18 protein-coding genes are annotated in these 20325 nt (G+C 59.3%); 15 read left to right on the top strand and 3 right to left on the bottom strand.

Annotated elements, in window-relative coordinates; genetic code table 11:
* Positions 1 to 71 precede the first annotated feature (71 nt).
* The 4 genes from KIP88_RS41010 (at position 72) to KIP88_RS40995 (ending at position 3051) form a co-directional block, all read left to right on the top strand.
* Entirely contained in the window at positions 72 to 941 is an 870-nt protein-coding gene (locus KIP88_RS41010; protein ID WP_249791403.1) for a CmcJ/NvfI family oxidoreductase, read from the top strand.
* Between the two features lie 98 nt (positions 942 to 1039).
* Positions 1040 to 1726 (top strand): SDR family oxidoreductase, encoded by a 687-nt coding sequence (locus KIP88_RS41005; RefSeq protein ID WP_214493789.1) that lies wholly within the window; start codon positions 1040 to 1042, stop codon positions 1724 to 1726.
* Between the two features lie 184 nt (positions 1727 to 1910).
* Positions 1911 to 2756 carry an extracellular solute-binding protein gene (locus KIP88_RS41000; protein WP_214493788.1) on the top strand — a complete coding sequence of 282 codons (846 nt, stop codon included), beginning with the start codon at positions 1911 to 1913 and terminating at the stop codon, positions 2754 to 2756.
* Complete coding sequence (locus KIP88_RS40995) at positions 2746 to 3051, top strand: hypothetical protein (protein ID WP_214493787.1); 306 nt, start codon at positions 2746 to 2748, stop codon at positions 3049 to 3051. Before KIP88_RS41000 ends, KIP88_RS40995 begins: the two co-directional genes overlap by 11 nt.
* 316 nt (positions 3052 to 3367) lie before the next feature.
* Here the strand turns inward: KIP88_RS40995 and KIP88_RS40990 are convergent, their stop codons facing one another.
* The gene (locus tag KIP88_RS40990; protein ID WP_214493786.1) at positions 3368 to 4387 is read right to left on the bottom strand and encodes a 2-hydroxyacid dehydrogenase; all 1020 of its coding nucleotides are present in this window, start codon (positions 4385 to 4387) and stop codon (positions 3368 to 3370) included.
* A gap of 540 nt (positions 4388 to 4927) precedes the next feature.
* On the opposite strand from KIP88_RS40990, the gene KIP88_RS40985 reads away from it, so the two are divergent.
* From KIP88_RS40985 to KIP88_RS40955, 7 genes are all read left to right on the top strand, one after another.
* On the top strand, positions 4928 to 6169 hold the full coding sequence (locus tag KIP88_RS40985; protein WP_214493785.1) for a Xaa-Pro peptidase family protein: 1242 nt from the start codon (positions 4928 to 4930) through the stop codon (positions 6167 to 6169).
* 639 nt (positions 6170 to 6808) lie between these two features.
* A complete protein-coding gene (locus KIP88_RS40980; protein WP_214493784.1) occupies positions 6809 to 7852 on the top strand; it encodes a phytanoyl-CoA dioxygenase family protein in 1044 nt (347 codons plus the stop codon).
* Positions 7853 to 8174: 322 nt separating this feature from the next.
* Positions 8175 to 9356, top strand: a complete 1182-nt coding sequence (locus KIP88_RS40975; protein ID WP_214493783.1) for a Xaa-Pro peptidase family protein — start codon at positions 8175 to 8177, stop codon at positions 9354 to 9356.
* 760 nt (positions 9357 to 10116) lie between these two features.
* A complete protein-coding gene (locus tag KIP88_RS40970) occupies positions 10117 to 10743 on the top strand; it encodes a cupin domain-containing protein (protein WP_214493782.1) in 627 nt (208 codons plus the stop codon).
* A 345-nt stretch (positions 10744 to 11088) separates the two neighbouring features.
* A complete protein-coding gene (locus KIP88_RS40965) occupies positions 11089 to 11913 on the top strand; it encodes an enoyl-CoA hydratase-related protein (protein WP_214493796.1) in 825 nt (274 codons plus the stop codon).
* 514 nt (positions 11914 to 12427) lie between these two features.
* Positions 12428 to 14632 (top strand): acetate--CoA ligase family protein, encoded by a 2205-nt coding sequence (locus KIP88_RS40960; RefSeq protein ID WP_214493781.1) that lies wholly within the window; start codon positions 12428 to 12430, stop codon positions 14630 to 14632.
* A gap of 241 nt (positions 14633 to 14873) precedes the next feature.
* The gene (locus tag KIP88_RS40955; RefSeq protein ID WP_214493780.1) at positions 14874 to 15734 is read left to right on the top strand and encodes a MaoC/PaaZ C-terminal domain-containing protein; all 861 of its coding nucleotides are present in this window, start codon (positions 14874 to 14876) and stop codon (positions 15732 to 15734) included.
* A 325-nt stretch (positions 15735 to 16059) separates the two neighbouring features.
* Here KIP88_RS40955 and KIP88_RS40950 read toward each other — a convergent pair whose 3' ends face one another.
* Both KIP88_RS40950 and KIP88_RS40945 read right to left on the bottom strand, forming a co-directional pair.
* Positions 16060 to 16218 (bottom strand): hypothetical protein, encoded by a 159-nt coding sequence (locus KIP88_RS40950; protein ID WP_214493779.1) that lies wholly within the window; start codon positions 16216 to 16218, stop codon positions 16060 to 16062.
* 24 nt (positions 16219 to 16242) lie between these two features.
* Positions 16243 to 16659 (bottom strand): hypothetical protein, encoded by a 417-nt coding sequence (locus KIP88_RS40945; RefSeq protein ID WP_214493778.1) that lies wholly within the window; start codon positions 16657 to 16659, stop codon positions 16243 to 16245.
* A 391-nt stretch (positions 16660 to 17050) separates the two neighbouring features.
* On the opposite strand from KIP88_RS40945, the gene KIP88_RS40940 reads away from it, so the two are divergent.
* From KIP88_RS40940 to KIP88_RS40930, 4 genes are all read left to right on the top strand, one after another.
* On the top strand, positions 17051 to 17353 hold the full coding sequence (locus KIP88_RS40940; RefSeq protein WP_214493777.1) for a hypothetical protein: 303 nt from the start codon (positions 17051 to 17053) through the stop codon (positions 17351 to 17353).
* A 783-nt stretch (positions 17354 to 18136) separates the two neighbouring features.
* Positions 18137 to 18580 (top strand): DUF3363 domain-containing protein, encoded by a 444-nt coding sequence (locus KIP88_RS47200; RefSeq protein ID WP_308163757.1) that lies wholly within the window; start codon positions 18137 to 18139, stop codon positions 18578 to 18580.
* A complete protein-coding gene (locus KIP88_RS47195) occupies positions 18535 to 18717 on the top strand; it encodes a DUF3363 domain-containing protein (protein ID WP_308163758.1) in 183 nt (60 codons plus the stop codon). Before KIP88_RS47200 ends, KIP88_RS47195 begins: the two co-directional genes overlap by 46 nt.
* Positions 18718 to 20129: 1412 nt before the next feature.
* The coding region (locus KIP88_RS40930; RefSeq protein WP_214493776.1) for a hypothetical protein at positions 20130 to 20325 on the top strand (196 nt) is incomplete at its 3' end.

Here is a 20325-nt window from a genome sequence, read left to right as displayed (position 1 = left end):
TTTTCGCGGACATTCGGCGCCGCGTCGCGCTCACACTTGCTCCATAACAAAAGAACTAGGGAAGAGCATCCATGGCAAACGCGGCACGAGTTTCGTCGATAACGCAAGTTAATCACGATCAGCTGGAGACCGTTCACGGTCAAATCGCTTTTGCTCGCCGCACGCCGGAGGAAAAGGCTCCCAAGGTTGTCGTGTCGAATTACAGCAACCCCATGGGTTATGTCAGCTATGACGTGGAGATCCGCAATGCGCGTCCGATCGTGGACGAGCTATCTCTTGACCGGGAAGGCTTCACTCTAATTCAGCGCAATGCATCTTGGGCAAATGAGCCTGATCCAGAACTCATGCGCGACAAGTATCTGGAAGATATGGTCCCGTTTATCAAGAGCTACTTCAATGCGTCATGGGTCGTGCCCAAGAAAGATGCCGTCATTGTTCGTGCGGCCGGAACGCCCCTCCCGGCTGGAGAGGGGCATCGCCCTCTAGTAAGGAACACGGTCGCTGGGTTTGCTCATGTTGATTACTCGCCGATCGCCGGGCCTATGATCGCTGCGCGCGAGGACCAAATTCAGGGCATTCAAATCCGAGCGTATTCCCGCTTGATGATCATTCAAGCTTGGCATGCTCTGTCGCCGCCTCCGCAAGACTTCCCGCTAGCGATGTGCGATGGCAGCTCCGTATTGGATACTGATCTCTTCGAGACGGTCTACGAGGGGTATGGCATCAAGCATAAGACTTGGCATGCCCACTATAGTCCTCTTCAACGTTGGTACTACTTCCCCGAAATGACTTCGAATGAGTTCATCCTGTTTAAGGGGTATGACTCCGAAGACAGTTGCAATCCGAGGGGCGCTCACTCTTCATTCGACGATCGCCGTGCCTACCCCAACGCGAAGCCCCGCAAGAGTGTCGAGGGTCGCTTCTTCGTGTACTACGACTGAGCGGTCGAGATCGCTTCGGCGGTTTCGAATGTTACTTAATTTCACTGAGAGATCTTTGGCGCGGTGTGCCGGGCGCATGAAGCGGAGGCGTGTCTTAAATGAGTACAGTTCTGATCACGGGGGCGAACCGCGGCATCGGCCTGGCGCTCGTGCGGCAATATGCGGCCGAGGGCGCCGAGGTGATCGCCTGCTGCCGTGATCCGGCAACGGCCGATGCGCTCAAGGAACTCGCGAAGTCGTCCAGCGACCGCGTGCGGATCATGCCGCTCGATGTGGCCGATGAGGCCTCGATCGACTCTCTTAAGCGTGCGCTCGGCGATCGACCGATCGACATTCTTATCAATAATGCGGGGGTCAGCGGCCTGTCGGCCGACCTCATCGAGACCGTAGGTTGGACGACCACGCTGCGCGTCAATGCCCTGGGCCCGATGCTCATCGCCCAGGCGCTGCGGGACAACCTGAGGCGCAGCAATGAGAAGAAGCTGGTGGCAATTACCAGCATTATGGGCTCTACCAGCAGCGCCGGCGGCGGCAAGTACGCCTACCGAGCGTCGAAAGCGGCGCTGAACAATGGCATGCGCGGGTTGTCACGCGACTGGGCGGGTGACGGGATCCTGGTGGGGCTATTGAACCCCGGCTGGGTACAAACAGATATGGTCGCCGGTCAAGCCGCCTACATCTCGGCGGAGGAGTGCGCGCGCGGCCTCATCTGTCGCATAGCCGAGCTCACGCCGGCTACCAGCGGCGTCTTTCAGGACTACCGAGGCGTGGTGAGCCGGTGGTGAGCTCGTCCACTCTTGCCGGAGCGATCCAGGCGCAAGGGTGGGCCCGCGAAGCCGATCTAGTTGTTCGACGGCTTATGTTGCGATGTTTCCGAGCGGTGTGTGGCTTCGTCGTCTCGATGATCTCGGCGAAGGCCCTAGTACCCTGCGCATAACAAACCGAGTTGCTTCAACGGGGAGAACAGTCATGACCAAACGGGACTCCACTGGAGACTTAGTTGGTGGCCTAAGCCGACGCTCACTCCTTCAGTCAACGGCGGCCTTACTAAGCGTACCGTTGGTCGCTAAGGCCACCACCGCCTGGGCGCAGGAAAGGCTCGCGGGCAGTGGCCAGGTTGTCGTGTTCTCGTTCGGCGGTTCGTACACGGAAGGAATGCGCAAATACGTCTACGAGCCCTTTACAAAGGCGACAGGTATCTCTGTCGTCGATGTGACGGCGGACTTTTCAGAGCCGCAAGTGAGGGCGATGAACCAAGCTGGACGCGTCGATTGGGATACCGCAATAGTTCAAGCATACAACTACCCGGACATGCACCAAGCCGGCATGTTTCTGCCCATCGACTATGGTCTGTGGGACGATGAATCTCTCAAGGGAACACCACAAAGCGCCCGCCTGAAGGATGCGGTCGTCGCGTACGGAACGGCGACGCTGGCTGCCTATGATGGACGCGCCTTTCCCAAAGGTGGTCCGAAAAACTGGGCGGATTTCTGGAATGTCAAGGAATTCCCCGGGCCACGCGGCCTCCTCGGTCCCAACGCCAGGAGCAACATCGGAGCTGCGCTTGCGGCCGACGGGGTGGCGGCATCAGATCGTTGGCCGCTGACCGACGACAAGATCGACAGAGCGTTCAAGAAGCTCGACCAGATTAAGCCGCACGTGGCCAAGTGGTGGACGGCAGGCGGGGAACCTCCCCAGCTGCTCCTCAACCGCGAATTCGTGATGACAAGCTGCTACGATGGTCGTGCCATCACGGCCATTCGCCAGGGGGGCACCTATTCGCATAGTATGGGATGGTGCGCCTATGACCTATAACTACTGGACGGTGCTCAAAGGCGGCCCGAACACCCAGAACGCACAGAAGCTGATCGCGTTCGTCAATCGGGCCCAGATTGCGGCCGGCTCTACACTGGGCATCGGCTATCCAGGTCCAAACACGAATCAGCTCCACCATCTGCCGCCCGATCTCGTGCCGCTGCTCAGCATCAACGAGGAGAATGCATCGAAATTGGTGGTCGAGGATTCCGCTTGGCTCGCCGCTAAGCGTCCGGACGGCAAGTCGAACTCAGATCACATCCAGGAGCGATGGCTGGCATGGCGGGCACGCTAAGTGCGCAAACTGCAATTAGGACGTAGCGGCTTGTTCGACGGCAAGCTTTGGCAGCCAGCGGCCAGAATGTTACGGATGAGCTGCAGTTGCGCTGCTGACCTACAATGTGGGTGGGTGCTCGCCCAGACTTCAACGGCTGCGGTGTCGTTAATCTAAATCGCGTCCTCGACCATCTGATCTTGGCCGGGGCCGACGCCCCGTCGATGGTGGTTGAACGTGGCGATCTCTGAAACGAATGGGGCCTACAGCAGGCGTCTTGCGCGCCTTGGGGGATTGGCTTGCGCCAATCCCCGCCGCCCGTGATCGCCGCAGGTGTCTAGTATCCCAACTCTACGTTAATCTCGCGAGTGAGTGGCTTTCCCGCTGCAAACTCCACCAAGCTCTGAATGCCCCACTCGATATCCCGTTCCCGAACGTCATCTGCATTGTGGGCTTCGCCAAGTGAGCACAGGACATTCGGAAGCTTCTCAATTCCCAAGCGCGAAGGTGTAAAGTAGGAGCGCGGCATGGTTCTACCAGAATCATAGTCCCACCACACATCTGCTGCGTAGCCGCGCAAACGGCCAGAGGTCAGCGCCTCGTAGAGAGCTTTCTCTTGAACCACATTCCCGCGCCCAACGTTGATCAAAAAAGCAGTTGGCTTCATCGCATTCAGTTCAGGCTTGCCGAAGAATCCATTGGTTTCCTTCGTTAGAGGAGTTGCCAGAACCACATAATCACACTTCGGAAGCACAGAATGCAATTCGTCAATCCCGTGCATCGAATCTACGTACTCTGCCGGCTGCCCTTTGTTGCGCCGAACTCCGAGAACATGCATCTCGAACCCCTTTGCATCTTTGGCAATCCGACTCCCGATGCTTCCAGCGCCGATCACTCCGAGAGTACGGCCGTGTAGTACGGCTGATCGATGCTCATCTCCCCATAGAGGGAAGAGTTTGCGGCTCTCCCGCGCTGCTTGATGCTTCAAGAGGGTCTTCTTCGCCAGGGAAAGCATCAGCATCATCGCCTGCTCCGCAACCGCGACCGCATTCGCGCCGCGGACGTTCGCGAGCTTCACACCGCGTTTCTTCATGAGCTGAAGATCAAGCTCATCGACGCCGGAATGCAGCCAACAGATTAGCTTAAGATTTCGCGCGATTTCGATCAGTCCATTTGGGATAGCAAAGCCGATGAATGCATCGGCGTCGACGGCGTGAGCCTCTAACTCTGAGTAGGTGCTTTCATAGCGCGAAAAGTACTCGCCTTTTGGTGCCACAACTTCCGTACCGCGCGGCATTGCCTTTCTGATGCTATTTACCTCATCTTCTGTGGCGTGCCACAAGCAAAGAACTTTCATCGCGCCATTTCTCCTCGGTTCGATCCTAAGTGTCTGTCTAGGGCTGAGTGATTTCAGCTGGGCTCTGTCCCCTAGAGATCATCAAGCACTCGGAAAAAAGTGGCCAAGTCCGGTTCCCCGTGCCCGAACGCTCAATATCATTTTCCATGTTAGGAGGGACAACGCGACTCTTGACTGCAAATCGCAAGAGAGAGGGAATGTTTTGCTGCGGAAGAGCGTATTTGTCCGCAGGAAATCGGCACCAAACTAAGGTGCGGAGCGCAAATGCGCGTATGTCTGCAGTGATTGCAGTGCTAGGCTAAACTAGGAGCGTGCAAAGGCAAGGAGGTGGTCCTATCCACTGTCCGGCGGGCCGGGTACTGTTCCGCCCTCTCGGTTGGCGCGCTCGAAGTGGATTCGTTGGAATCCGTCGAAAGAAGGGTTCGAACGCAGGATTTAAGCTTGACGGGCAGCACATTGCATTAATCGGTATTGAAACGTTCTTACCGTAACCACGGTACCGAACGTAAGTTTGCTGCACAAGCCGACGAGGCAAATCAAATGCCGGAAATGATCGTCCCGGACCATCTCGTTGCCGCCGACCTGTGGAGTGATCTACGTAGGTACAGAGACATGCCTGAGATCGATATGGCACGTCTCTACGCCTATCGTCTCGGACGTCTGCGAGGCGCCTTACGGAAGGCCGGTGCATCGATGTGCGTACTGGTCAGTCCCATAAGCCTACGCTACGCGGTGGACTTTCGGTCATTCGCTCTCTTTCAGTCGCATATTCCGATCACTTACCTGTTCGTGCCGGTCGAGGGGCCGATTGTCATTCACGGCGTCTACGACTACCTCAAGCCGCCCGTGGTTGACGAGTGCCGGGAAGGCCGGCCTATTTCCTTCTTTGGCGGCGGTTACAACCTTCCTGACGCAGCCCGCCAGTTCGCGGACGATATCGCCTCCTACCTCACAGAGATCGGAACGGATAACAGGCGGGTGGCGGTGGAATATATCAATCCCAGTATCACGCAAGCCTTGCTGCAGCGGGGCCTGGAGGTGATCGACGGGGTAACGGTTTCTGAAGAGGCTCGTCTCATCAAATCATCCGATGAGATTGCCTGCATGCGCTGGGCCATCGGCGTGGCCGAGCTGGGCATAGCAAAGATGAAGGAAACGATGCGTCCCGGCGTGACTGAAGTGCAGCTATGGGGTTTGCTGAATTACACGAATTTGGCGAATAACGGCGACTGGCATGATTGCCGGATGCTTGCATCTGGCCCGCGGATCAACCCATGGTTCCAGGAGGCATCTCAACGCAAGGTCGAATCCGGCGATCTAGTCGGCTTCGATACCGACATGATCGGCCCGTTCGGTTATTTCGCTGACATCTCGCGCACATTTCACTGCGGACCTGCAAAACCCACCAAGAGGCAGAAGGAGCTCTATCGCCTGGCCATGCAGGAGATCGAGCACAATCTGCGACTGGTCAAGCCGGCGATCACATTCCGCGAATTCCAGCAGCAGGCATTAGTCCTGCCGGAAGAATACCACGCCAATGCCTACACCTGCCTCGTCCATGGCGTTGGAATGGCCGACGAGTATCCGCGGATCAATCCCGTGTGCGGTAAGCCGTCGCCTTATGACGGGATACTCGAACAGGGAATGGTGATTTGCGTCGAAAGCTATGTCGGAGCTCTCGGCGAGCGCGATGGTGTCAAGCTTGAGCAGCAGGTCCTTGTGGTCGAGGATGGCTACGAGACACTGTCGAGCTATCCATTCGAGGAATGTCTGCTCGATTGACGACAAATTTCCCGCGGTGTGAAGCCGCGTGATGGACCACCAGGATCTGAATATGATCGAGACCGAAGGTAGATTCGTTGCCCCTGGCCGCGCGTCAGCCGCGGCTGCGCCACCCGCGCATCGTACCGCCGTATCTGATCGACAACAGCGTCCGCGACCAATCGACGATGCTCTCCGGCCGCATTTATCCAGGTCCGATCGGAATCGCGCCGACCGGCTGGCGGGCATGTTCCCCCGCGGTGCTGACGTGATGTTGGCGGCGCGCGACGCGAACGTCCCGTTCGTCTGTCGAGGACCGGCACGGGCTTGATCGTGTAAGCTTGATTCTCCCGGGAATCTGAAGCTTAAGCAAGGCCAGTTTCCTCGGGCCCCCGAAATGGAGAAGCTCGCAGCTAGAGACACATCCAATGATCACGGGGGCAGGCCTAACAGAGGCCAACAACCCCTCTCGCGTGTCCGCGGCCATACCAGCGCCATTGGGCTGCATGCGACTGATATGTGGATGAAAAGTTCTCCAATCGAGCGTTTCTCGTCGAATTTCTGCGCGTAGTGGCCGATTTAAGCTGAAAGTCGTGGGGTCGGTGTGGAAATATCCGGCGTATCATCCGTTCCGTTGAACTCCATTAAGGAGATAAGTCAATGTCGGCACAACAGTCTGATGTGATCACGCGCCCGGTAATCGATCTGGCAAAGGCGAAGGCTGACTACGCAAGGGATGGCTACTGTGTCATTCCCGATGTGCTATCGCAGTCCGAGGTCGCCGAAGTGCGGCGGCGCGTTCTCGAACAAGCGGAGGCCGAGAAAGCTGTCGGCTGGGCGCGCGAGGACGGTGGGCCCTCTCAGCTGAAAAAAGTGATGGAGGATCAGGCCGGAGCGCTGCGGGAGAATGTTTCCGAGATCAAAGGAGGCGTGAACCAGCGCATGAATTTTCTTCTAAACAAGGGGAGGGTCTTGCGCGACTTGGTGACGCATCCGATCGCTCTCGAGCTCGCTGAGCATGTCCTTGGAGCCAATTTCCTCCTGAGTTCCTTCGCGGCGAATATCGCCAAAAAAGGCGGAGTCCTTGAGCCTCTCCACCGCGATGCCTGGTGGTGTCCAATGCCGGCCCGCAAGGGCGACGCTTATGTTAAGGTCGGTGACCGCGGGCGCTACACGTTGGATGCTGCTCCGCAGGGCGTGATCATGCCGCCCTGCTCGTGCAACGTGGTCTGGATGCTGACAGACTTCACAGAGGAGAATGGAGGCACGCGCATCGTGCCGGGCTCCCATCTCCGGTCAGATAATCCAGACGCCTCCGTTCCGCACAAGGTGCCGACGATTGCCGCGACCGGTAAGGCAGGTAGCGTCGTGTTCTTCGATGGTTCGCTTTGGCACGGAACCGGTCAGAATCTTACGGATGAGCCACGAATTGGGTTGTTGGCCTACTACTGTGGCCCGCAGTTTCGTCAGAATGAGAATTTCTTCGTTGGCTTAGACCCTGCTGTTTTCGAGGCGGCCTCGGACAGGCTCCTCGATCTGCTCGGCTTTTCGACGTGGATCTACCTCGGGCAGGGGGACGCCCTGTCCTCCCGAAAGCGATTGCGCGCGCGGGAGCCTTGGATCCCTGAGATGCGGCGAAACGTCCGTGACAGTGCCTCGAGCAGGTCGCCAACGTTCGCCGCAGGTAATGCGTCGGACAGTTAGCGCGAGGTAGCGATCTTTGCGGTCCCCGAGCGACTCGCCTACTTCCGGAAAACTGTGCGTACCCTCGACGGATGAAATGATCCGCGTGGAGGATCTCAAGGAGTCGCTCCTGATGCCCTATTTGGAGCCGGGTGAGGTTGTGATCCCAATTGGTAAGGCCTGCGGTGACTGCCCACTGCTATCTGCCATTCAAAAGAGGGGCGGAGGCTTCACCTTGCAGAGAAGTGGCGATCGCAAAGCTCTCAAACCATACTGAAGCGCATGAAGGAATGCGGTGCCGCCCTCGGACGCAGCACCTCAATCAAAGAAGGATAAGACATCCATGACAGGGCGCGCCGATCTTCTGCCGCTTGATGCTATCGACCAGCTACCCTTCACTCCTGCTGAATACAATGCTCGCCTTGCGGCGTGCCGAAAGGCGATGCGCGAGCGTGAGATCGATTACCTCGTGCTGAACTCGCCCGAGAACATCTACTATCTGTCGGGCTTCATCACCCGTGGATACTACGTTTTCCAGGCTCTCGTCGTGACGCACTCCAGTGAGCCGACTCTCGTGGTGCGTCGGTACGAGCAGGTGAACGTCGAGCGGCTGTCCTATTATCGTAACGCCGCAATTTGGCAGGATACCGATGTTCCGGCTGAGGTGCTTGCGCGGAGGCTGTTCGATTTGGGCGCGGCGGGAAAAACTGTCGGCGTGGATGCCAACTCCGTATTTTTTCCGGTGAGTGCCTATGAAACACTTCGCGCCATGCTACCCGGCGCCAAGTTTATCAATGGGTCTTCGGTTATGGAGGGCCGCGCCGTCAAGTCCCCGCAGGAGATCGCTTACATTCGCCGCGCAGCTGAGGCGCGGAACGCCGGTTTTAAGGCAGCGCACGAAGCCACGCGTCCCGGTCGCACTGAAAATGACGTAGCCGCGGCTTTTCATTATGCAGCCATCTCCGCCGGCAGTGAGTATATGGCGGGGCCTCCTTACATCGTGTCCGGCCCGCGTACCGCGCTTCCGCATGGGACCTGGGCTGGTCGACGCATCGAGAAGGGTGACCTGGTCCAGGTCGAGGGATCCGGAAATTGGAGGCGCTACAGTGCGTCCCTAATGCGAACGTGGTCCATGGGAAAGCCGAGCGACAGCGTCCGCCGGGCCGCCGACGCGTCGAAATCCGCGCTAGACTCAGCAATCGCTGCCATTAAGCCCGGGGCAACCAGCGGCGATGTGGATGCCGCCTGTCGCGGCGCCGTTGCTCGCGCAGGTCTGGCCCACGCTTTCGTTCATCGAACCGGCTACTCCGTCGGAGTCGGAATCTGTCCGGGCTGGGGCGAGGGGGCGATCATGGATCTCAAGGATGGAGATTCGCGCGTCCTGAGACCCGGCATGGTGTTCCATATCGTGCCGGTGCTTTTCCCAGAGCCTGACGTGAGTGTCGGAGTTAGTGCACTGGTGCTCGTGACGCAGACCGGTGCCGAGATCATCTCCGACTACTCTCGGGATTTGCAGTGTGAGTGAGAAGAGGGGCCTGCCGGATCGGAAGAACAATGACCCAACCGGCGTAAGCTACGGTGCCACCGGCGAGACGCGCGATATCAAATGGCGTCGCGCGCGACGTTGGAATTGGTGAACAGAAAGGCGCCGCTGGTCGTATCGGTGAAGCTGACGAGATCGTGGGTGCCACGTCTACCTGGCATCGCGCGGCTAGCTTCATCACCGGCGCACGATCCTCTGCGACTGCTCGTCGTGAGCTCGGGCGACACCGGTCGGCACAAAACTCCCGGTAAACCGTGAGCTGACAGATAGCGCGCGCCGAATGCCCAGATCTCGTGAAAAAAGCATCGGATGTATTCGAACGCAGAATTTCGGCGACATGGGGCTTGTTATCAGCGGGATTGGGCTTTCAGCGCAGGTAGTATTGCCCCTACAGCTGAAACCAAATGCGTCATTCAGGGCGCCAGATCGTAGGGCGCTTATGACGGAGAGGATCATTTCTATAGCGCCTTTGCAGGCCGCGGCGCCTTCCCAGAGCATGTCGTGACGGCAGAGTTCGCGTCCGCAACGCACGTGATCGTTTCGCCGGCCTGCCGTGCCCCATGATCGGCGAAGCTGCTGAGCCGCTCGTTACCGCCTTCGGATGCGGCCGCTGCAACACAACCGCTGCGCTTCAACTGTGGGCCGTGGAAACGACTGCACTCTTACCGAGCCTCCGGCTCGCTCGCTATGGCGAGGAATGGAACGTGCTCTTTGCTGTTTGAGCCGCCAAAGGAGAAAGATGATGACCATAACGAAACTGCCTGAAGTGCTTCATCTGAAGAGCGAGGACATGAGCTTCCCCGCGAACATACAGAGCCATGCCCTAAAGCAGCATCCCGGCGGCTATGCATCGAACTTGCGCCTGGTTACTCCCGAGATCAGTAAGACATTCGCTGCCGGCATTGGTGTCTACGAACGTTGCTCGTTCGAGATGACGACGAAATACGACGAGGCGATCATTGTGCTCGACGGACTTTTGAGGGTCTACACAGGCGAAAACCATAGCCGTGTTATTGAGGCCAGGGCCGGCGACGTGCTTTGGATCGTTAAAGGGATTCCGATGAAGTGGGAATTCGACAAACTGACCAAGATATTTTACGCCGCCCATCCAGTTGATTGGCGCCCTCGCGGCGAAGCCGAAGCTATTGTCGACGTCGCTACCGATCATTTCCGTGATGAGTCCGTTCGTGACGAACTGGTGACCAGGGGCAAGGTCGAGAACTGGTTTCCTTATGAGTTGAAGATGTTCCTCGATCTTATCATCGCCCAGAGCGGTGATCGCAAGCTGCGCGTCAAGGATGTTCGCGTGCCGCCGAACTGGTTCACCGCGGTCGTTCCCGCGGGAGACGCGGCCCGGTCAGGGACGTAAAAGGGCGTGCCCGTCTCCGTGACAGATCTCGCTTCCGATGCCGTTGAGATTGTGTTTCAGCGCGGTTAGCGGACGTTATTGGCTGCCGAGGGTCTGGACTCCGCTCATTTCGGGCACAAGAAAGATGCGATCGTGTGTCGGCGAAAGTCCCTAAAGCAGATCCCGAAGCTTCTTCAGTCCAAGGAACTGGCTGTCAGTCGTGATCGCACGGATGGATACAGCCGCGGCACCCCTGTGGAGCAGCTGATGTGGCAACGACGAGACTGCCTAGTACTGGGGCTCGCCGACGGCACACCTGACGGCGTGTCAAAATTGGCGCAGCAAAGTTACGATGGAGCAACAGGTATGTCACAGAAACTGCAAATCGATACAGGCACAGGTGATTTGCTGGCGGAGGTTCGCGACCACGTTGGCGTTCTCACGCTCAATCGGCCAAAGGCGCGCAACGCTCTCTCCAGCCGCCTGAGCGCCGCATTGGGCGAGATGATCAAATGCTTCGGTGAAGACCCGCAAGTTCGTTCGATCCTTATCACCGGCGCGGGAGCCGCGTTTTGCGCAGGCGCCGATGTAAAAGGCATGGATCAGACTTCGCCATTAGCCGAAGCAACTTTTGAAGAGCGCGTCGACGATCTGCGCGTCAAACAGCGAGCGGTATGGGGTGCACTGGTTGCAGTAAGAAAACCGACCATTGCGGCTATTCCGGGTGCGGCAGCGGGCGCGGGGCTTGCTCTCGCGCTCGCCTGCGATATCCGTGTTGCTGCGCAATCAGCCATTTTGACCACGGCATATGCGCGCGTGGCCTTGTCCGGCGATTGCGGGATCGCCTGGCTGCTCACGCGAATGGTCGGATTTTCTCGCGCGCGCGAACTGATGTTTCTGTCCGAACGCATTGATGCGCATCGCGCCGAAGCGTTAGGCCTTGTCAACCGCGTGGTGCTCGATGCGGATTTGCCCGAGGCCGGGTTTGCGCTCGCTGCCTCGCTCGCGGAGGGGCCCACACTCACATTCGGCTGCATAAAGAACAATCTGGACTACGCGGCGACAGCCGGGTTCGTAGAGTCGATGGACTATGAAGCCGAGAACCTGATCAGGACGGAACTAAGTCTCGACCACAAGGAGGGCGTTCGCGCCTTCGCTGAGAAGCGAAAGCCCGCTTTTGAGGGACATTGAAACCTCGTCCTGAACAAGTCCGGGCGATGAGCAGAACGATGATGTCTGCGCGTCGGCAGGAAGGGAGCGGCGCGATCGTTCTTCATGTGTGGCTACTTTCCGGCGCAGAAATCTGAGCGGTGCCGCGCGTTGAAAGTGGCAGGCCGACGCAGGGGGAGGCCGGCCGCTTGAGGCACTATTCATTCAGCGACGAACGCAAGGTTGATCAGGCTGGCGGTGGCGAACGCCTCGTCGTCTCTAAATTAACAGAGCGCGCCGGCCCGGACGCTTCGCATTGTCGACGTATGGAGCATATTTTCTTCGTAAGCATGCCATGGAACACGCATTTTCAGCATGTAGCGGCTCACATTAGGGAAATTCGACTTCAAGGGTGAGGCATAGCCTTCAGACGCAAACCGCGTGTCCCGACAGCCTGACTGGCCATAGATCCTTCCCGCCAGTTTCGACCCGACGCGCGCGAGAACTTGGTAGATAAGATCGGAACTGCGGGCGGGGAAAGAGAGACCAGCTGAAAATGCAAACGAATAACGTGGTGCGGGGACCGCTCGACGAAGCTGGTCACCGTCTCGACCGGCTCTTTCGTCCTCAATCCGTCGCGATCGTAGGAGCCTCACCGAAAGGAGGCTTCGGCACGGAAATCATCAGGAATCTGAAGAAATGGGGCTTCTCGGGCAAGCTCACGGCGGTGAACCCGCGCTACGAGCAGATCGAGGGGGTGCCGTGCTTTCCGAGTTTGAAGGCGATTCCACATTCGGTTGACCTCGTCGAGGTCGCCGTCCCTAGCAACGCCGTCCCACTCGTTTTGGACGACTGCGAGTCAGCTGGCGTGGGCGCGATCCAGATCATCTCGAGCGGTTTCGCCGATCAGCGCGCCGAAGGCGTCGCGAGGCAGCGCCGGCTCGTCGAATGGGCCGAACGGACGGGCATTCCAGTGGTTGGTCCCAACTGCTATGGGCTCCTGAACGCCGCCAACCGGCTGATCGCGGTTCCGCTTGACTTCCACGCCATGAAGGCGGGCGGCATCAGTGCCGTGCTGCAGAGTGGCACACTGGTCTTCAGTCTGATCGTGCCATTGCTGTCCCGCGGAATCGGCATCGGGCGCGTCGTCACGACTGGCAACGAAGCCTGCACCGACGTTGCAGACTTCATAAATTACTTCGTCGATGACGAGGATACTCGCGTCATCGCCTGCTATTGCGAACAATTCAAGCGCCCACTCGAATTTATCAAGGCCTGCGAGCGCGCGGCCGACAAGGGCAAGCCGATCGTGATGATCAAGGTCGGTCGCTCCGAGGGCGCCCGCAAAGCGGCCTTCGCCCATACCGGCTCGCTGGTGGGTTCAGACGTGGTGGTCGACGCCGTACTAAAGAAGCTGGGCGTCATTCGCGTCAACACGGTTGATGATATGATCGAGACCGCGGCCGCACTGTCCTCGACCAAGCGGCCCCGCGGTCGTCGCGTTGCTTTCGCGTCCTTCTCTGGCACTGCGGTCAGCATGCTGTCCGACCTCGCCGAGCCCTGCGGCATCGAGTTCCCGCCACTGCCACCGGCGGCGAAGGCGCGACTCGAGGCAGTCTTTCCCGACTTCGCCAGCGTCAGCAATCCGCTCGATCTCACTGCGCAAGCCGACTACGACACGCACATCATCGACGCGTCCCTCACGACGCTCGCCACCTGCGATGCTTATGATGTTGTCATCTGGGGCCGCGGCTTCCCTTCGTGCCTCGATATGCGCTCGGCCCTTGGCCAGGCACTGACGCGCGCCGCGGCGGCGGCGCCGGAGGTGGTCTTTTCTGTCATGAGCCTTGCGGGCGGCCATTTCCATGCTGCTCTCGACCCGAACATGCCCATGCTTGAGCCCAAGGCCGATTTCGACGGCATGCCCTTTCTGCAGGGCGTCGAGACCGGGCTGAAGGCGCTCTCTGCGCTCATGGGCTATGCCGAGTTCCTGCGCGCCCGTGGGCCCAGCAATCGCCTGTCCGGACAACGGAGCCAGCGCAGCGCCTGTTATGCAGAGGCGCTGCGCATCATCCGCGACGCGAAGGGCGCCGTTCTGACAGAGCGGGAAGGTAAGCGCCTGCTTGCGCTCTATGGCATTCCCGTCACGCGTGAGGCGTTGGCGACGCTGGCGGATGAAGCTGCACGGATCGCAGAGGATCTGAGTTTCCCCGTGGCGATGAAGGTCGAGTCGGCCGAGATCGTGCACAAGACGGATGTCGGCGGCGTCGTGTTGAATATCTCCTCGCGTGAGGACTCAGCGTCAGCGTTCGAGAGGATCATGGCTTCTGCACGGTCGCACCGCCCCGAAGCGGAGATCGCCGGAGTTGTTGTGCAGGAGATGGCCAGGTCGGGTACCGAAATGATGCTTGGTGCCACATTCGACCCGCAATTCGGGCCAGTCATCGCATTGGGCGTGGGCGGGATCTGGGTTGAGGCGCTGAAAGACGTGAGCGTGCTGCTCCCGCCGTTCGATGTAGCCGATATCAATGCGGCCATTGGTCGGCTGTGCGCGGCAAGCGTTCTGCGCGGCGGACGGGGCGGTGCAAAGGCAGACCTGGAGAGCTTCGCGGACTGCGTTGTCAGGTTCGGCACTCTCTGCACCGATCTTGCCGACGAGATCGGCGAGATTGACATCAACCCGATCATTCTTACCGGCAATGGGACCGGACTGACCGCGGTTGACTGCCTCATCACCAAAAAGACCCCTGATGGAGTTTAACGATGCTGCGAGGCCGCTCCTTCAAGCGGCTGAGCTTGCTCAAAGACACGTTGAGGGATGCCGCGCATCACCTCCGCCGGCTCGGTGAGGCCGGCGGAGCGGCGTGATCTGCGTTGCTGACGGGCCGTTGCTGACGGGCCGTTGCCGCGTCGATGTCATCATGACCGGCCTTGCTTCGCTAGCCCAAGCGGAACGAGACTTAAAAAAGCTTGGCCATTTTTTGTTGGGAGGGAAAGACACCGTGCCAATCAATTATGAGGAGCTGATGGCCATGAAGAATCTTGGCCTGAGATACGCCTACGGGGATCGCGAAGTGATGCTCTACGCCTATGCCATCGGCATGGGCGCCGATCCCATGGACGAGAAAGAGCTCGCCTTCGTCAACGAAGCCGCAGCTTCGCCACGGCCGCTAAAGGTACTGCCGACTTTTGCCTCGGTGGCTGCGGCCGGCGCTGAGCCGGGCGCCATGAATTTCAACAATGTCCTGGTGGTGGACGGCGAGCGCGATATCACATTTCACAAGCCACTCGCGACGGCTGCGCATATCACGGCCGACTCCTCCGTGCTCGCGGTCTCTGATAAAGGAAAGGACAAGGGCGCCATCATTCGCTTTCAGAACGTGCTGAAAGGCCGGGACGGCGAACCGCTGGCGACGGTGGTCATCTCGTACTTTGCTCGCGGCGATGGTGGCTTTGGGGGACCGTCCGATGGACAGCCTAAGCCACATCAGCTACCAACCCGCGCGCCCGACAAGACCATCGACATTCCGACACGCCCCGACCAGGCGCTAATCTACCGGCTCTGCGGCGACCGCCATCCCCTGCACTCGGATCCGGAATACGCCAAGCGTGCCGGATTTCCCAGGCCTATCCTGCAGGGCATGTGCACCTACGGGATCACCTGCCGCGGAATTCTGCAAACCTACGCCGATTACGATCCGAGCGCCTTCCAGCGGCATGCGGCTCGATTTTCCGCGCCGGTCTATCCCGGCGATACCGTGACGCTGGACATGTGGAAGGATGCCAACGTCATCTCGTTCGAAGCCAAAGTGAAGGAGCGGGGCGTCACAGTAATCAAGAACGGGATGACGGTACTCAGATAATATGCCCGGCGCGCGCAGTGCTTCTCTCAGTTCGGGTGTTGCTGATTGGGGTCCTTGGGCGCCAGTTTTGAAGCGCTCAAAGACAATTCAAGCCGGATCGACTCACGACACCAAGAGAAAACCAGCGCTCTCGAACAGGCGATCGACCGCGATCGAGGTGCGGCACCGCATTTCCTTTTGATCGCTCGTTCAGCTCAACGCAATAATCTGACAGATCTTGCCAGTCCGCAGCTCGGATGAAAACGCGGCGCACTATTACGTCTCGGCTTTGCGAGGATTATCTGTGATCGTCAATCGCAACGCCCGCTGAGCTGCGCGTTCCGGGTCAGAGCGTCGGATCGTCGCTCACCCTGACCAGCATCTTGCCAAAATTCTGACCCTTCAGCATGTCGGCGAAGGCAGCGGGGATGGTCTCAAAGCCTTCGCGGATGTCCTCGCCGTGGCGCACCTGGCCCGAGGCGACCCAGGGCGCAACCTCGCGCAAGAAAGCGTCGTGCCAGCCTTCCACTTAGTCGCCGACGGCTAGATTTTGCACGCGCATGCGTCTGGCCTCGGCACGCGCCTTCTCCTCCGCCCCGGCGTTGACAGAGAGATCCTCACCATAGTGGGCGATCAGGCTGCAAATAGTCATCCGCGCACCCGGATTGAACAGCGGAAGGACCGCCTTAAACACCTTGCCGCCGACGTTCTCGAATAGACGTCCCACCGTGTGGGCAGGCGGCCGCGAGGTCCTGCGCGAAGCTGGGCGACAGGTGGGAGATGCAGGCGTCGAAGCCAACTCGTCGACCACATAACGGCACTTCTCCTCGCGACCAGCGATCCCGACCACGCGCGCGCCGCGACTGGCGGGCGAATTGGCCAGCGAGCTTGCCCACGCCTCCAGAAGCTGCCGAGATGACAGCTGTCCCGCCGGGATGGGGCTCACACTCTCTCCGCCAGTAAACTGAAGCCGTGTCTCGGACGGCAGTACCGGATCGAACCCAAGTCAGGGGACCCGTCAGCCGGAGTGCATCCCGAGTTGCTCAGGCTCGGCTTCCCGGCGATTTGCTGCGAGAGGCTGCATGTGTATTCGGCGACGAGCGCGCAGTGCAACGAGATTGCCAGCGAAGCGCTCGGTCTCGCGTACCACATGGGCAACGGCTGGTTCCGCCAGGCGCAGATTGAGTGCGGAAGCTTGCTGCCGAGTGCAGTTGTTGTTGACTCACCGATGCCATTCAAAGAGTGGAGTTTGCTAAACCTTTCGCGTTCAAGTGGCACAGACGAGGTTAAGACACGGGGCTGCGATCGTCAAGCACTCGTCGCACCGCAAAGCCGGCGTGGCGGTTGTCCACAACCTCGCCCTGATCATGCATTCGGCGCGGGTCGATGATGCAATTTCTTGCGACGATTCCGCACCAAGCCCGGCGGGCGTGAGCACACGCGCCGCGGCCATGGAGCACAATCCGCTCGCGGCCAACGCCGTGAATAGAACGGCGGATTTGCAGACCGATGTCACCTTCACCGCAATACTTGAACCTAAAGCTCATTCTGGTTGCGCGGCGGTGCCGGCGGGAAATCTGCGCCACGCGACGCCCGGCGTCTCCGTCCCTTGCAGGATCATCCACTTTACTCGTCGCTGAAGCGGCACCGATTTGACTGTCCGTCCGCCGCTGCCGGCATCAATCGGTACTTAAGCTGCGCGTAATAAGCAGCGCTGCTTAATTCAACCCGGGCACCCAGATGACGCAGCAATCGCCAATCCATTTCGTCGCCGAGTGCTTCGAGGCAATTCGCGCGATGGCCCAAATGCACGCAGCGAAAGACCGAGCGCGGTGGCATGTTCGGCATGCGCCACGCATGAATCGAACCGCAGACCTGCAAATCAATGACCCGATGAGCGCAATACTTTGAACGTGGAGCTCCGCGACAGCGGAAGAGACCTGGTGCAGATCAACGACGACGGAACACACGCTATCCTGCTTGTGGCCATGCACTTCAAGTGCACGCTGGACCACGCACGAATGCCTGTGATGTGGCTCCGGCGCTCCAATACTAAATTGCGCTGCGACGGATCGATCGCTGCTTCAATGCAGCCAAACAGCCCCGTCGCTGAGCGCGGAAGACGGCACGGTGCATCAGGACGCGCTGTTGCCGACGAGCGTCGCGTTCCGGCGTGAATCCGAGGGCGAACTTGGCCCGCGATCAGAGCTCCAGATTCGCCAAAACCTCGAGGCGGAGATGACGGCAGAACGCTGGACCAGGCTCGACCGGGTGCTTGTCCGCGAAGCGGGCACAGCGGACGGAGTGATCGATCTGAGACCGAACCGGGTGCCGGGGGCCGACCCCTTGCGGGAGTTTCGGATCGGCCGGATGCGGACGCTCGAGCGGCAAGGCCTGCAGAGCCTGCCGGGCCGGCGCGCTGGGTGCTGGCCGCGGACGCCGAGCCGCGGTTGCGCGCGCTCGGGGAACGTGGCGACATCATCAAGCGGCTGCATAAGACTCTGGCCAAAGATGCACGCTCACCATCATCCTGGGCACTCGAAGGCGAACGCCACGGTGAACCCATCATAGGCCGTCTCATCGGGCGCGGGCACGATGACGAGCTTAAGGGTACGGCGTTTGCCATTGTTGACGGGATCGACGGGCGCGTGCATCACCTGAAACTGCCCAACATCGAAGCGGCCGGCGATGGGCCAATTGGCGGCATCGTTGAGCTCCGGCCCTTCGAGGACGCGCGCGGCCGAACACGGAACGCGCTCGCTGTGCGCTCGGAGCTCACCCCCGAGCAGTACCCGGCGAGACAGGCGAATCCGTTTCGGGGATTTATCGCCGGCGGCTGTCGCTTGCCTCCGGCCGCTTCGCCATGATCGACAACGGACTCGGCTTTCAGCTCGTGCCATGGATACCCACGCTAGAGCGCGAACTGGGTCGGCAGGTGAACGGCATCGCCGGTCCGGGCGGCGTGGAGTGGGGTTTTGGACGGAAGCGTGGTCTTACCCTCTGAACCGACAATCTCTGGACTCGCCGAGCCGCCAGGAAACTCGCATCCGCTGCTTACAGCTGGCAAGCAAAGCAGCTCTCTCCCGATGGGAGGCTATATTGCGACGGATGAACTCGATGGTACGAGTGGTCCAGCGGCCCGAGCGCAATGACCTTATTGCGTTCAGGCCAGCGCTGCTGCACGCGGGCATCAGCCCAGCCGGTTAAAATCCGTCAAAAGTTGCCCGAGCGCAGGATTTAAGTGTCTACGCGCCGCTCATTGCATCAATCCAGACTTGAACACTTGTTAGAAATCCCAAACCGCCTGTCGAGCTGCTTTGTCGGTACGGCCCGTGCCTAATGGCAATGTGACCTCGATTCAGACGGGCTACTTAAGGAAGCTTCCGGACGCTGGTGTCGAAAAGACGCATGCGAGATGAAGAAAATGGATTTCGTCAGGAGACGGCAAAGCAGCCCGGGGCTGTATCAGTAGCCGCAAGCAAAGGCATCTACCTAGAGAAACCAACTGGCGGGAATGGAGCTCGGTTCGTCGCCCTGATCGTTGCTTCGGTGCGGCGTGCAACCGCGAGTCACCGCGGAAGAGTCGAAATACGTCCCTCGTCGCACTGGTTGCGAAATGATATCGGTTTGACGGAAGTGAATATAAAATCGGTTGTCGGATCGGATTGACGAGATGAGATGGAAGCACGGCGGATGGCATTAGGCGAGCCGAAAAGGCGCCGCGTGGCCGGATTCCTTCTAAAGCACCTGTATAACTAAGCGGCCGACTGGACCAGCCTGACTTCGTTTTCTCCGCCGGCGTCGGTAAGTCGATGCGAACCACGGCACTTCGGTCGACGCTCGGAGCGGTTTGTTGCGTCTCATATCAGCTGTGAAGTTATCCCCGACAACGCTACGAAGGTTTTGCTTGAGGACGCCGCTTGGCTTGTGGCGAAACGCCCAAGACCAACGCAGCTCACATCGAGGAGCGATGGCTCGTATGGCGGACAGGATAAGCTCTCTGCCAGTTGACGCCTGTTTTGCGGGTAGGAGTGAATTTTATTAAGGTCAGTCTCCGTGCCACTTGCCAACCAATCGTCGTGCCGCCGGAATCGTCGGTTCGTGGTGCTACTAGGCGCGTGAAGAAATGCGGCCAGGGGCGGGACCGGGAAAGGGGGTTCGGCGTTGGTAAGTCTGGATTCGATCGCTGCAAGGTTCAGACCTAGTGCGCTGCTCGCTAGATGCGGAGTTCGATGCGTGGCGGGAGAAAACTGCGCATTTTCCTGGTGGACGCAGAATTTCAGGGCTTTCGAGCGTAAAATTAGAGAACTTCGGCTTCAGAGGCCGTTAGCATTCGAGCAAGATTTGGTCCGAGTCCGAGCGTGAGAAGCAATGCGCGCAGCAAATTAGGCGTTTTTTCAGCAGGGGGAGGACGTCATGACCAAACAGAATTCCAGCGGCCAATCACTCTGTGGCTTGAGCCGACGCTCACTTCTTCAGTCAACGGCGGCATTACTGAGCGTACCGTTGGTCGCCAAAGCGACAATGGCGTGGGCGCAGGAGAAGCTCGCCGGCAGCGGCGAAGTGGTCGTTTATAGCACTGGCGGTTCGTTCACCGAAGGCGCTCGCCGAA

It is taken from the genome of Bradyrhizobium sp. SRL28 (assembly GCF_018596315.1).
Classification (GTDB): Bacteria; Pseudomonadota; Alphaproteobacteria; order Rhizobiales; family Xanthobacteraceae; genus Bradyrhizobium.
This window is presented reverse-complemented; position numbering and strand designations above follow the sequence as displayed.